The organism is Acinetobacter genomosp. 33YU, from assembly GCF_001990725.1.
Classification (GTDB): domain Bacteria; phylum Pseudomonadota; class Gammaproteobacteria; order Pseudomonadales; family Moraxellaceae; genus Acinetobacter; species Acinetobacter seifertii.
Map to the genome: position 1 here is coordinate 239,775 of NZ_LFZQ01000011.1, position 13,934 is coordinate 253,708.

A 13,934-nucleotide genomic window follows, 5' to 3' on the forward strand; every position below is an offset into this window, starting at 1 on the left:
ACCCGATTAGTTGCTATAAAAAAGCTTAAGATTCCGATCACTTAAGTATAAAATACTCCGCTTGTTCAACCTTTAGCCACGAATAGGTTAATAAGGCCATTATATGCTTGAATTCTTTTCTCGATTAAGCTTAGTCACCAAAATTATTATTGCGATTGTTTTAGGGATAGGCGTTGCACTATTATTTCCAAACGTTACACCCTACCTAAGCTTGTTTGGTGAACTGTTCATTAAAGCATTGAAATCAGTTGCCCCTATTTTAGTTTTTGTATTGGTTCTTTCTTCTATTGCCAACTTCCAAGTAGGTCATAGTGCAAATTTACGTCCAGTCTTATTACTTTATGTTGTGGGCATGCTATTAGCTGCTTTTAGTGCTGTAGTTGCTAGCTTGTCTTTTCCAAGTACGCTTTATCTCAATAGCGTTAGCCATAACAATTTACAAGCCCCTGGAAGCCTCGCAGACATATTAAAGAACTTGCTTTTAAGCTTTATTGCAAACCCTGTTCAAGCAATTAGTGAAGCGAATTTTATTGGTATTTTGGCGTGGGCTATTGGTCTCGGTTTGGCAATGCGCCACAGCTCAGATACCACTAAGCAAGTGATGCATGATGTTTCACATGCAGTGAGCGCGATTATCCATAAAGTGATTGCATTTGCTCCGGTGGGTATTTTTGGTTTAGTGGCAGTAACTTTTGCTGATGCCGGTTTAGCAACGCTTGAGAGCTATGCACAATTATTAGCTGTTCTACTAGGAACAATGCTTTTTGTTGCTCTTGTAGTTAATCCAATTTTAGTAGGTTTAACAATTCGTGGTAACCCATACCCACTCGTTTTTAAATGCTTAAAAGAAAGTGGTATTACGGCATTCTTTACACGTAGTTCAGCAGCTAACATTCCGGTTAACCTCGATTTAGCTGAGCGTTTAGGCGTTAACTCATCTACCGCAAGCGTTTCTATTCCTTTAGGTGCTACTGTTAACATGGCAGGTGCAGCTGTGACCATCACAGTACTCACGTTAGCAACTGTACACACATTAGGAATTCATGTTGATTTAGCAACCATGATTATTTTATCAGTAGTCGCTACAGTTTCAGCATGTGGAGCATCTGGTGTTGCAGGCGGTTCCCTACTTTTAATTCCAGTAGCTTGTAGTTTATTTGGTATTTCATCAGAAATTGCAATGCAAGTTGTTGCGGTAGGTATGATTATTAGTGTATTACAAGATTCAACGGAAACGGCTCTTAACTCATCTACTGATGTTTTATTTACAGCCGCAGTTGATATTCGCTCCAAACAAAATTCTTAGAGAACATGCCATTTCAACGTTTACCAAACTGGTTCCAAATTGGTGCCTTCTTACTGGCAATAAATGCAGGAATGATTAATGTATTAGGGCTAATCACCCTTTTACATCAGTCAGTTTCGCATATGACAGGTAATGTCAGTATGCTAGCGATGAGTTTGGTAAACTGGCAATTTGAACACATCATATATTTAGTACTTGTTATACTGTGTTATGTATGTGGATCATTTTATAGTGGCTTTATTTTAGGTAACAGTCATTTTAAATTAGGCCGTCGATATGGCCTTCCTTTAAGCTTAGTTGCTCTCTTTATTTTTCTCTGTTGGCTATTACTCCCTTATTTTCCCAAATATGGATTATTATGGGCTTGTGTCGCCATGGGATTACAAAATGCCATGGTCAGCCATTATAAAGGTACTATTATCCGGACCACTCATTTATCAGGTGTTTTGACAGACCTTGGTCTTGCTCTTGGTTACATGGCACGTGGTTTAAAAGTTGAAAACCGTCGTATAATTTTGCATCTACTTATTTTTTCAGGTTTTCTGTTTGGTGGTATAATTGCTGCTTTAGTTCACCCCTACTTGAAATTGCAAGCATTTTTGCTTCCAGCAATTTTGAGTTTAACTCTCAGTATCTCGTATTGGGTTGTTTATTTTCACAGTTCTTCTTCAAATTCGGATTAAGTCATGGTTAAAAATGCCTTACAAGCTCAGTTACTCAAAGCTGGTTTAGTTGATAATAAAAAAGCGAAAAAGCTAACCAAACAAGCTCAACACGAGCAACGTACAGGCCAAAGTAATGAGGCAGAAATTAAGGCAAATATTGAAAAAGCTCAAAAAGAGAAACTAGCAAAAGATCAAGCTCTAAATTTAGAAAAACAACAACAACTTGAAGAAAAAGCATTAAAAGCTTCAATTATTCAAATGATTAAGCAACACAAAATTACTGATTTTGCTGGCGATGTCGCTTATCAATTTATTGATGAAAATAAAGTTAAAAAAGTCTACCTATCTCAACAAGTCTATAATGCCCTTGTAACAGGAAGCTTAGTGATTGCTAAAGATCAAGATCAGTACGCTTACCTTCCAAAGGCTTTAGCTGAAAAGATTGATCAAAAGATGCAAGGCTTTATTTTGATTAATAATGCAGAGAAAAACGAACAAACTACCGACGAAGAAGATCCATACGCAGCGTATGTTATTCCAGATGACTTAATGTGGTAATTTTCTCAAGCCTTTATCAATTATGCGATAAAGGCTTATACTTTTTAAATTAATTATTAATATTTTATCAATTATTAAAAAAACTATAAAAATTACATTCAGGTCAAATTCATTCACCACTTCATCTATTATTATCGATATAATGAATAGAACATTTTGTCTTTACCATGCCTTTTAGGCTTTTCCCGATTCCAACTTTATGTCTTGTCTAAATCATGTCAGTTTTAGCCAAAGATATAAAACATAAACTTTAATGTGTTTTCACACATATCCGAAAGATCAATATCTTTGTCGAGCTTGATCTAACTGACTTTATTGCAAAATTAAATTGCGGAATTTTAATAAACTAGCTGATGTATAAAGGTAGTCATTCATGCTGAAGTGGTTTGAAAAACTTGTCGATCCTTATCCAACCAAAGGTCTGGATGAGCCCTTACCAACACGCTTTTTCCCATTTGTTTGGCAAGCTACTGAAGGCGTACGTCCATACTTACTGCTTCTTGTTATCTGTACAGCGGGTGCAGCGACATTTGAAGCATTTCTCTTTTCAAAAATTGGACAACTTGTAGATTGGTTAAGTAAAAGTCAACCTGAAAGTTTTTTAAGCCAACATGCTTCAAATATCCTTATTTTAATAAGTGTCTTATTTGCTAATATTTTATTTGTTAATATTCAATCTATTATAAAACATCAGATTTTATATAGCACTTTTCCAATGCGCTTACGTTGGCGCTTTCACAATCTTTTATTAAAACAAAGCCTAGATTTTTTCCATAATGATTTTGCAGGTCGCCTTTCAGCAAAGGTTATGCAAACAGCTTTAGCTATCCGCGAATTCTGGATTATTCTGGGCGATATGTTGGCTTACGTCAGCATTTACTTTATTACTGTTAGTATTGTTCTTGGTGCAATTTCACCGACTTTACTTATTCCACTTATGGTTTGGTTGGGCTTATTTTTATTAAGTGCTTGGTTCTTTATTCCGCGTTTAAGCAAAGTGTCACAACAACAAGCCGATGCACGTGCCGTAATGACTGGCCGCGTAACTGACGCCTATACAAATATTCAAACAGTTAAACTATTTGCCCATGCAGGCCGTGAAAGCCAATACGCAAAAGCCTCAATGAAAGAGTTTATGACAACGGTCTATGCGCAAATGCGTTTAGGTACTCTTTTTGAAGTTAGTATCAATATGCTTTCTGCTGTTTTATTTGTAGGCGTGATTGGTACCGCAGTTTGGTTATGGACTCAAGGTTTAGCGGCTTTAGGTGTTATTGCTGCAACTACAGCCATGATTTTAAAACTTAATAGTATGGCTGAGTTTATGATGTGGCATATGTCCGCGTTATTTGAAAATGTTGGAACCATTCAAGATGGTATGCAAACACTCGGCAAAAAAATCAATATTCAAGACAAACCAGAAGCAAAACCACTTGCAGTAAAACAAGGTGAAATCGTATTTAAAGATGTCACTTTTGCCTATAACAATAAAAATGTTATCGATCACTTTAATTTACATATTAAAGCAGGTGAAAAGATCGGTATTGTTGGGCGCTCAGGTGCAGGTAAGTCTACTCTCATCCAATTACTTTTACACTTCTATCATCTTAAAGAAGGTGCAATTTTAATTGATGGACAAAATATTGAAGATGTTACACAAGATAGTTTGAGAGCGAATATTGCTTTAGTTACTCAAGACACGTCCCTACTACATCGCTCAGTTGCCGAGAACATTAAATATGGTCGTCCAGATGCAACTGATCACGATATGCAAAGTGCTGTTCATAAAGCTAAAGCAGCTGAGTTTATTCCCCAGCTTGTGGACCTAAAGGGTCGTTCTGGTTATGACGCACAAGTTGGTGAACGTGGTGTCAAACTTTCAGGCGGTCAAAGACAACGTATCGCTATTGCACGTGTTTTCCTAAAAGATGCACCAATTTTAATATTAGATGAAGCAACAAGTGCACTAGATTCTGAAGTTGAAGCAGCCATTCAGTCTAGTTTAAATGACCTGATGGTTGATAAAACGGTTATTGCAATTGCTCACCGTTTGTCTACCATTGCTCAAATGGACCGTTTAATTGTTCTTGATGAAGGTAAAATTGCAGAGCAAGGTACACATGAAGAATTAATTGCCAAAAATGGTATATACGCACAATTATGGAAACGTCAAACTGGTGGCTTTCTTATTGAGCAAAAAGTAGTACAGGGTCAAGATTAATGCTTTATTTAGAAGATTTAAAAGTTGGTGATCGTTTTATTAGTCGTGAATATGAAATTACACTAGATGAAATTAAACAGTTTGCAAGCCAGTATGACCCCCAACCTTTTCATACAAATGAAGAGCTAGCCAAAGAAGACCCTATCTTTAAAGGTATTGCCGCTAGTGGGTGGCATACTTCTGCAATTACGATGCGCTTATGGACAGAGTGTATGCCAATTCATGGCGGACTAGTGGGTTCAGAGTCTAGTCTGCGGTGGCCACGTCCAACACGACCAGGTGATCGTATTCATGTTGAAGCTGAAATTTCCGCCATTACACCATCCAAAACAAAATTGGATCGTGGTATTGTAAGTTACGTTACACAAGCCTTAAATCAACATGGGGATGTTTTACTTATTTCGACGACAAAAATCGTTGTCTTTAAAAAGAATGTTTAATGAATCGTTGATATGATTGTCTAACAGTTTTTATAAACTCAAATTATATTTCATGACAAGATGTGTAAGAAATGCACGTAGAGAATTGATGAGAGCAACGGAACGCATATGAAAATTACCTCAGCTCGTCAAGATCAAGGTATTCCAGGAGTCTATGGCTTATTGCTTTTAGATGTTGTTTCACGTTGGGGATACAACGATGAGACTTTATTTGCTCCTTTTCATCTTACTAGTGAGCAATTGGCCGACCCTGAGTATCGTATTTCAACACCTGTAGCAAATGAACTGGTTAAACACGCCTTAAATCTCACTGGTGAAAGTACATTAGGTTTCCATATTGGCACCCAAATGCGTATTTCGATTCATGGATTTATTGGTTACGCAATAATGACAGCAAAGGATATTACAGAGGCCATTGCTCTTGCTGCTCGTTTTATCCAGTTACGCTTACCCTTTCTACAACTCTATTTTTCTACATTCGGCCCCAAAGCCACATTACAGTTGCAATGTGATATTGAATTAGAGCCACTTCGCACCGAAATTGTTTTAGGCTTAACGATTGGCATCATGACAATGGCAAAAGCAATGACAGGTATCGAAGATTTAGCAGGTGATGTTGATTTAGACTTTCCTGAGCCAGCAGGCTTTGATAAATATAAAAGTAAATTAAGCAGCACTATTCGCTTTAATCAACCTCATTTAATTTCTAGTTTTGATAAAAAATATTTAGGTCTTAAATTAATTAATTCAGATCCAATTGCCAGTCAAATCGCCATTAATCAATGTGAAGCGGAACTATCAGCTTTAGGCGAACGTCGCCGTTTGGCAATGCGTGTCCGTGATATTCTAAGTAATTCTGAACAACATTACTTAAGCATAGAAAATGTAGCAGAATACTTACACATGTCAGATCGTACTTTAAAACGACAGTTGGCTGCTGAAGGAACATCATTTTCAACATTAGTAGATGAAGTCAGATATCGTCATGCGACTTCATTACTTTCACGTACAGATTATAGTCTTGAACAAATTGCGGATGAACTTGGTTACTCCGATGTCGCAAATTTCAGCCGTGCTTTTAAACGCTGGAGTGGCCGTAGTCCAAGCAACTGGCGTAAAGACCCCTATTTATAATGTTATTAAAATATTGGACACAAGCTTAAGGAGTTGTCATGAACCACCCTTCAGAATTGAAGTATGCACGTACACATGAGTGGGTAAAAATTGAAGGTGATCTTGTTATTACAGGGATTACTGACCATGCACAAGATGAACTTGGAGACTTGGTGTATGTTGAAACTCCGGAAGTTGGCAGCAAAGTAACAGCCGGCGAACAAGCTGGAGTAGTTGAATCAGTTAAAACGGCCTCTGATATCCACGCCCCTGTATCTGGGACTGTAGTAGAAGTAAATACAGACCTTGAAGATGATCCAGATTTCGTAAATGAAGATCCATATGGCAAGGGATGGATTTATAAAATCAAGCCAGACAACATGGCAGACGTTGAAAAACTGTTAACAAATGCAGAATATGAAGCTGGTCTATAAAAGTTAACAACGCTTTCAGTATTTGATAAAAACCAGTTTACTTTTAAACTGGTTTTTTTATACATGTATAAATTAGCTATAAAGCCTGATGAATAGGAGCACTGACATGACAAGACTTGTTGTATTTTCTGGTGCAGGGATGAGTGCAGAAAGTGGAATTAGTACTTTTCGCGACAGTAATGGCTTATGGGAAAATTATGATATACAACAAGTAGCCACTCCAGAAGCTTGGAACAAAGACCCGGCTTTAGTCCAACGGTTTTATAACGAACGCCGTAAAAATATTTTAGACGCTCAGCCAAATCAAGCTCATCAATACATTGCCAAACTACAAGCCCATTTTGATGTACAGGTTATTACGCAAAATATTGATGATTTACATGAGCGTGCTGGTAGCCACAGCGTCTTGCATCTACATGGTAATATTCGACTAGCAAAAAGCTCTGGACCAGATGCACAATATACAACTCAGTTTTATAAGATTAATGGTTGGAAATTAGATTTAGAACATGACTTTTGCCCGAATGGTTATCCACTTCGTCCTCATGTAGTTTGGTTTGGTGAAGCAGTTCCAGCATTTGAAGAAGCCATCAAGCAAGTACAGGAAGCAGATATTTTCATTGTTATTGGTTCAACCTTAAGTGTTTATCCTGTTGCTGCTTTAGTTCATGAAATTCCTAATTACACTGAAGCCTACTATATAGATCCCCAAGCAGATCATTCTCGTGTTCCATCTCAATATAAATTATTAAATATGACGGCCACAGAAGGTATGAAAGAGCTATTTCATAAGTTGACGAACTGATATTTTCATAGTTTTTACTGCAGATTTCGTCTTTAGATTAGTCTCTTGATCTAAAATTGATTTAAAAACACTCAACTCATATCAATTTTTCTTGTAGTGAATATATTGTCATTGCTAATTTTGTAAGCAAAAATGCTATTTTATTCTCAAAATTTATCATTTCTATAATTTTTGAAAGTTTATAAGAATTATGTATGCCCTATAAGGTATTGATTAAAATTGATTTAATTTATAATGTAACTAGAATTACATTGGTTTACATAAAAATACACAAAATACATCACAAAGATAACAGAGCAAAAAAATTCTTTTGTGGTTGAATCTCAACCTCTTGAAATGCCGTACAAGAAAACAGCGACCTGGATTAGGTTACAATCACGGATTATGGATATAAGGACACACATCCATTATGAGTTATTTTGATCCCACCCTCATCATGTTTATGGTGTACATCGTAGCAATGGTACTTATTGGCTTATTCGCCTACCGTGCTACAAGCGACTTCTCTGATTATATTCTTGGTGGTCGTAGTTTAGGCAGTTTCGTTACTGCATTATCCGCAGGCGCATCAGACATGAGTGGTTGGTTACTCATGGGCTTACCAGGAGCGATTTATCTTTCTGGTTTATCTGAGGCGTGGATTGCAATTGGTCTAATTATCGGTGCTTGGCTTAACTGGTTACTGGTTGCTGGTCGATTACGCGTTCATACTGAAATCCAAAATAATGCACTCACTCTGCCCGACTATTTTACAAGTCGATTTGATGACCAGAAAAAGATTCTTCGTATTTTCTCTGCCGTTATTATCTTGGTTTTCTTCGCAATTTACTGTGCCTCAGGTATGGTAGCTGGCGCACGTTTATTTGAAAATTTATTTGGTATGTCATATACCACCGCAGTCTGGTTAAGTGCTATTGCAACAATCAGTTATGTTTGTATTGGTGGGTTCTTAGCCATTAGCTGGACCGATACTTTCCAAGCTGGCTTAATGATTTTTGCTCTTTTACTCACCCCAATCGTAACTTACCTTGCAATTGGTGATACGACTCACTTTGTAACGCTCATTGAAACTGCTCGTCCACATGCATTTAATATTGTTTCAGATTTAAGTGTGGTAGCTGTTTTATCCTCCATGGCATGGGGCTTAGGCTATTTTGGTCAACCGCATATCCTAGTACGTTTCATGGCCGCTGACTCTGTAAAATCAATTCCTGCTGCTCGTCGTATCGGCATGACTTGGATGATTTTATGTTTAGTTGGTGCTGTTGGTGCTGGTTTCTTCGGTATCGCATATTTTGAGCAACACCCTGAATTAGCAGCAGTTGTAAGCAAAAATCCTGAAACTGTATTCATGGAATTGACTAAAATTTTATTCAATCCTTGGATTGTGGGTATCATTTTGGCTGCAATTTTAGCTGCTGTTATGAGTACATTAAGCTGTCAGCTTTTAGTATGTTCAAGTGCTTTAACTGAAGATTTGTACAAAGGTTTCATCCGTAAAAACGCATCTCAAAAAGAACTTGTATGGGTTGGCCGTTTCATGGTTCTTGCAATTGCAGTTCTTGCAATTGTGCTTGCAGGTAATCCTGACAGTAAAGTTCTTGGTCTTGTTGCCTATGCATGGGCTGGTTTCGGCGCTGCATTTGGTCCGCTTATTATCTTGTCATTGTTCTGGAAACGTATGAATTTACAAGGTGCTTTAGCGGGTATGATCGTTGGTGCTGTTGTAGTGATTGGCTGGAAGAATCTTTTCGCAAGTACTGGTGTTTACGAAATTATTCCTGGTTTTATTCTTGCATTTATCAGCATTATTGTAGTGAGTCTTTTAACTAAAGCGCCAAACACAACAGTAACTGGACGCTTTGAAGAAGCAGATGAACTCTACAAAGAAAGTGTATAAAAATGAGTAAAATAAAAAGGGGCTTCAGCCCCTTTTTATTTATTTTTCGTTTTGATTTTAATTTTTGAAGTATCTTTGACTACTTGCATTACAGGGTAACTACGGGTTTCTTTCACTCCCGGCAGTTGCCATAGTACTTGCCCAGCAATACGTCTAAACTCCTCCATACTGCCACTTCGTAATTTAATTAAAAAATCAAATCCTCCACTGACCATATGGCATTCAACGATTTCTGGATAATGCACGACTGCATCAATAAACTCGTCTAAAACGTTAGGCGTTGTTTTATCGAGCAAGACCTCTACAAACACTAAAAAATTTGCATTCAGTTTGATTGGATTCAATTTTGCTTCATAGCCCAAGATAAATTCATCTTTTGTTAGCTTCTGCACTCGAGCCATAACAGCGGTTGGAGATAAGTTCACCATTTCGGCTAATTTGCTATTAGAAATTCGCCCATCTGTTTGAAGAATATCCAAAATTTTTAAATCAGTGCGATCAAGGCTTAATAATGGGCCATTCATCTGAATTTTCCTCTAAAAAATAGGCTAAATATAGTGAGTTATTCGGTGTTTCTTCTGTAATCATAAATTATCTAAACCTCTCTACTCAAGATGAGTTTATGAGAGTCGGTTGTCGGAAATAGATATGAACACAATGGATACTTTTCATCAAATGGATAAATCTCACCAAGGCTATATCACCGAATTCAACGATAAAAGTGAGTTTGAACAGCGCATTAATACAGCTTGGCGACGTGCCGAACCTGAAGCTGTAGAAGAGTTATTACAAGCTGCTGCGGTATCTGATGATTTAGATCATAAAATTTATGACCTTGCATTTAACCTTGCCCATAATTTACGTGAACGTAAGACCTCTTCTGGGAAAGCAGGTATTGTTCAAGGGTTATTACAAGAGTTCTCTCTGTCTTCACAAGAAGGTGTGGCTTTAATGTGCCTTGCCGAAGCTTTGCTTCGTATTCCAGACACAGCAACACGTGACTTACTGATTCGAGATAAAATCAACCAAGGTAACTGGAAAGAACACGTTGGCCAAAGCAGCTTAATGTTTGTCAATGCTGCTGCATGGGGCCTCATGTTAACTGGTAAGCTTATGGAAACACCAAAGCAAACCAGTCTTTCAAGTGTACTTACTGGCCTTTTAGCACGTAGTGGACGTGGCATTATTCGTAAAGCAGTTGATGTTGCAATGCGTATGATGGGTGAACAGTTTGTAACTGGGGAAACCATTGAAGAAGCTGTAGACCATGCAAAAGTGCTTGAAGATAAGGGATTTCGTTATTCTTATGACATGTTAGGTGAAGCAGCTTTAACTGACCATGATGCTGAACGCTACTTTAACGATTATACGCAAGCTATCCATGCAATTGGTAAAGCGTCTAATGGTAAAGGCGTTTATGATGGCCCGGGTATTTCAATTAAGCTTTCTGCCTTACACCCTCGTTATCAACGTGCGCAAATTGAACGTGTTCATCAAGAACTTTACGGCAAAGTATTTGAACTCGCTCGTTTAGCCAAACACTACAATATTGGTTTAAATATCGATGCTGAAGAATCAGAGCGTTTAGAAATTTCGCTTGAGTTACTCGAACGTCTTTGTTTCGAGCCAGAACTAGCGGACTGGAAAGGTATTGGATTCGTTATTCAAGCTTACCAAAAACGCTGCTTCTTTGTAGTTGATTATATTATAGACCTTGCTAAACGCAGCCAAAAACGCCTCATGATTCGTCTTGTAAAAGGCGCATATTGGGATAGCGAAATCAAGAAAGCACAAATCGAAGGTATGGATGACTACCCTGTCTTCACACGTAAAGTACATACAGATTTATCTTATATTGCTTGTGCTAAAAAATTACTTGCAGCGCCAGAATATATCTATCCGCAATTTGCGACTCATAACGCTCAGACATTGGCAACAATTTATCATTTAGCTGATCCAAGCAAATATTATGCTGGTCAATATGAGTTCCAATGCTTACATGGCATGGGCGAACCGCTTTATGAACAAGTTGTTGGTCCACGCGAGCAAAATAAATTAGGCGTGCCATGCCGTATTTATGCTCCAGTTGGTAACCATGAAACTTTGCTAGCTTATCTGGTTCGTCGTTTACTTGAAAATGGTGCAAATACTTCATTTGTTAACCGTATTGCCGATAAAACACTTAAAGTTGAAGACCTTATTCAGTCTCCAATTTACGATATACGCAATGCAGCTAAACTTGAAGGTTCAATTGGTTTAAAACACCCATCAATTCCTCTTCCTTTAGATATGTACGGCACACTCCGTAAAAATTCTAAAGGATATGACTTAGCAAACGACACTCCGCTTGAAGCTTTAGATAGCACAGCTCAACAACTTCGTAACCGTGTTTGGCAAAGCCATCCATTACTAGGAAATAACGCTTCAACAGAACAACGCCATTCTGTTGCAATTACAAACCCAGCACAAAATGATGAAATTGTTGGGTATGTACAAGAAGCTGATCTTAATGATGTAGAAATTGCATTGAATGCAGCTGAACAAATACAAATTGAATGGGCAAACACGCCTAAAGATCAACGCGCACAATATTTAAAACGTGCAGCTAACCTTATGGAAAGCCGTATCCAAGAATTAATGGTATTACTTTGCCGTGAAAGTGGTAAAACTTATGCCAATGCCATTGCAGAAGTTCGTGAAGCTGTAGATTTCTTACGTTACTACGCAACTCAAGTTGAAAATCTTCCTGCAAATACAACTATTCAGCCGCTTGGTACTGTACTTTGTATTAGTCCGTGGAACTTCCCTCTTGCAATTTTCTCTGGTCAAATTGCTGCAGCATTAGTCAGTGGTAACTGTGTTATTGCAAAACCTGCTGAACAAACACCTTTAATCGCGGCTCAAGCAGTGCAAATTTTATGGGAAGCTGGTATTCCACATGGTGCTGTACAATTATTACCTGGCCGTGGTGAAACAGTAGGTGCTCAGCTTAGCCAAGATCGACGCATTGATGGCATCATGTTTACTGGCTCAACTGAAGTTGCAAAGATTTTGCAGAAAACAGTTGCAAAACGTTTGGCTGCTAATGGCCAATCTATTCCTCTCATTGCAGAAACTGGTGGTCAGAATGCAATGATTGTGGACTCATCTGCATTAACTGAACAAGTTGTACTAGATGTTGTAAGTTCTGCATTTGATAGCGCAGGTCAACGCTGCTCTGCTTTACGTATTTTATGTGTACAAGAAGATAGTGCTGCAAGCGTTATTAAAATGCTTAAAGGTGCAATGCAGCAGTTAATCGTAGGTAATCCAGCTATTTTAAAAACGGATATTGGTCCTGTTATTGATGAAGAAGCAAAACAGACAATTGATCAGCATATCCAAAAAATGAAGTCTAAGGGTTATCCAGTTCATCAATTGATGTTTGGTGCAACTAACCAAAATGAATTGAGCAAAGGAACTTTTGTTGTACCGACAGCAATTGAGTTACCTAACCTCGATGACTTACAACGCGAAGTTTTCGGTCCTGTTTTACATATCATTACCTATAAGTATGGTGAGCTTGAACAACTTATCTCACGTATTAATGCCAAAGGTTATGGTTTAACAATGGGTCTGCATACTCGTATTGATGAAACCATCCAAACCGTTATTCAACATGCTGAAGTTGGTAACCTTTATATCAACCGTAATATTGTTGGTGCTGTTGTTGGTGTTCAACCATTTGGTGGTGAAGGTTTATCTGGTACAGGTCCGAAAGCTGGTGGCCCGCTTTATATGTATCGCTTAATGCAAAATTGTTCAAATAAAGTATTGGCAACACCATTTGCTATGAAAAATGAACAAACTGCATATGAAGGCTTTAACCGAGAGGTTTATCAGAGCTTACAAAACTGGGCCAAAGAGCATTTACCACAAGCAAATCGTGATATTGAACCATTTGGTGTAGGCAAGTTTTATGAGTTACAAGGCCCTACTGGGGAAAGTAACCAATATATTATTTTGCCGCGTCACCGTGTGCTTTCAATTGCTGATACTGAAGAAAATCAATTGCATCAATTGCTCGCAATTTTTGCAGTGGGTAGCCAAGCTGCTGTAATGCCAAATACTCCATTGTTGGTAAAACATAAACAAACGCTACCAAAAGATGTACTTGATGCAATTACTGCAGTTAAAAACATCACATCAGATAATTTTGATGCTGTTTTACATCATGGCAATCGTGAGGAAGTTCTTTCATTACAGCAAGAAATTGCTAGCCGCTCTGGCGCAATTGTTGGCATTACACATGTTGAATCAAACGAATCAATTCCTCTTGAACGTTTAGTGATTGAACGTGCAATTAGTGTGAATACAGCTGCTGCTGGTGGCAATGCAAGTTTAATGACTATGTCTGACTAACACATAAATTTATCTAAAAGCCCAAATCTCAGTATTTGGGCTTTTTTGTTTAATCGAGTAATCTATTTTAAATATATAAATGTTATCGATT

The 13,934-nt window shown here is 37.8% G+C and carries 11 protein-coding genes; 10 read left to right on the plus strand and 1 reads right to left on the minus strand.

All coding sequences use genetic code 11. The features are described from left to right. The first annotated feature begins 103 nt into the window (after positions 1 to 103). The 9 genes from sstT (at position 104) to putP (ending at position 9,442) form a co-directional block, all read left to right on the plus strand. The gene (gene sstT, locus AC056_RS14710) at positions 104 to 1,306 is read left to right on the plus strand and encodes a serine/threonine transporter SstT (protein ID WP_077164028.1); all 1,203 of its coding nucleotides are present in this window, start codon (positions 104 to 106) and stop codon (positions 1,304 to 1,306) included. A gap of 5 nt (positions 1,307 to 1,311) precedes the next feature. Further along, positions 1,312 to 1,989, plus strand: coding sequence for a YoaK family protein (locus AC056_RS14715; protein ID WP_077164029.1), 678 nt, complete (start codon positions 1,312 to 1,314; stop codon positions 1,987 to 1,989). 3 nt (positions 1,990 to 1,992) lie between these two features. Continuing rightward, entirely contained in the window at positions 1,993 to 2,529 is a 537-nt protein-coding gene (locus tag AC056_RS14720) for a DUF2058 domain-containing protein (protein WP_004702033.1), read from the plus strand. Between the two features lie 373 nt (positions 2,530 to 2,902). Beyond that, the gene (locus tag AC056_RS14725; protein ID WP_077164030.1) at positions 2,903 to 4,750 is read left to right on the plus strand and encodes an ABC transporter ATP-binding protein; all 1,848 of its coding nucleotides are present in this window, start codon (positions 2,903 to 2,905) and stop codon (positions 4,748 to 4,750) included. Then, positions 4,750 to 5,190, plus strand: coding sequence for a MaoC family dehydratase (locus AC056_RS14730; protein WP_019458972.1), 441 nt, complete (start codon positions 4,750 to 4,752; stop codon positions 5,188 to 5,190). Before AC056_RS14725 ends, AC056_RS14730 begins: the two co-directional genes overlap by 1 nt. A 108-nt stretch (positions 5,191 to 5,298) precedes the next feature. Then, entirely contained in the window at positions 5,299 to 6,324 is a 1,026-nt protein-coding gene (locus tag AC056_RS14735) for an AraC family transcriptional regulator (protein ID WP_019458971.1), read from the plus strand. Between the two features lie 38 nt (positions 6,325 to 6,362). Further along, entirely contained in the window at positions 6,363 to 6,737 is a 375-nt protein-coding gene (gene gcvH / locus AC056_RS14740) for a glycine cleavage system protein GcvH (RefSeq protein WP_077164031.1), read from the plus strand. A 106-nt stretch (positions 6,738 to 6,843) separates the two neighbouring features. Then, complete coding sequence (locus tag AC056_RS14745; protein ID WP_077164032.1) at positions 6,844 to 7,542, plus strand: SIR2 family NAD-dependent protein deacylase; 699 nt, start codon at positions 6,844 to 6,846, stop codon at positions 7,540 to 7,542. Positions 7,543 to 7,951: 409 nt separating this feature from the next. Next, positions 7,952 to 9,442, plus strand: coding sequence for a sodium/proline symporter PutP (gene putP / locus AC056_RS14750; protein WP_077164033.1), 1,491 nt, complete (start codon positions 7,952 to 7,954; stop codon positions 9,440 to 9,442). A 35-nt stretch (positions 9,443 to 9,477) separates the two neighbouring features. On the opposite strand, the gene AC056_RS14755 is transcribed toward putP, so the two are convergent. Continuing rightward, positions 9,478 to 9,966, minus strand: a complete 489-nt coding sequence (locus tag AC056_RS14755) for an Lrp/AsnC ligand binding domain-containing protein (protein ID WP_019458967.1) — start codon at positions 9,964 to 9,966, stop codon at positions 9,478 to 9,480. Between the two features lie 124 nt (positions 9,967 to 10,090). Here AC056_RS14755 and putA point away from each other — a divergent pair, with 124 nt between their 5' ends. After that, positions 10,091 to 13,843 (plus strand): trifunctional transcriptional regulator/proline dehydrogenase/L-glutamate gamma-semialdehyde dehydrogenase, encoded by a 3,753-nt coding sequence (gene putA / locus AC056_RS14760; protein WP_213033503.1) that lies wholly within the window; start codon positions 10,091 to 10,093, stop codon positions 13,841 to 13,843. Positions 13,844 to 13,934: the final 91 nt, after the last annotated feature.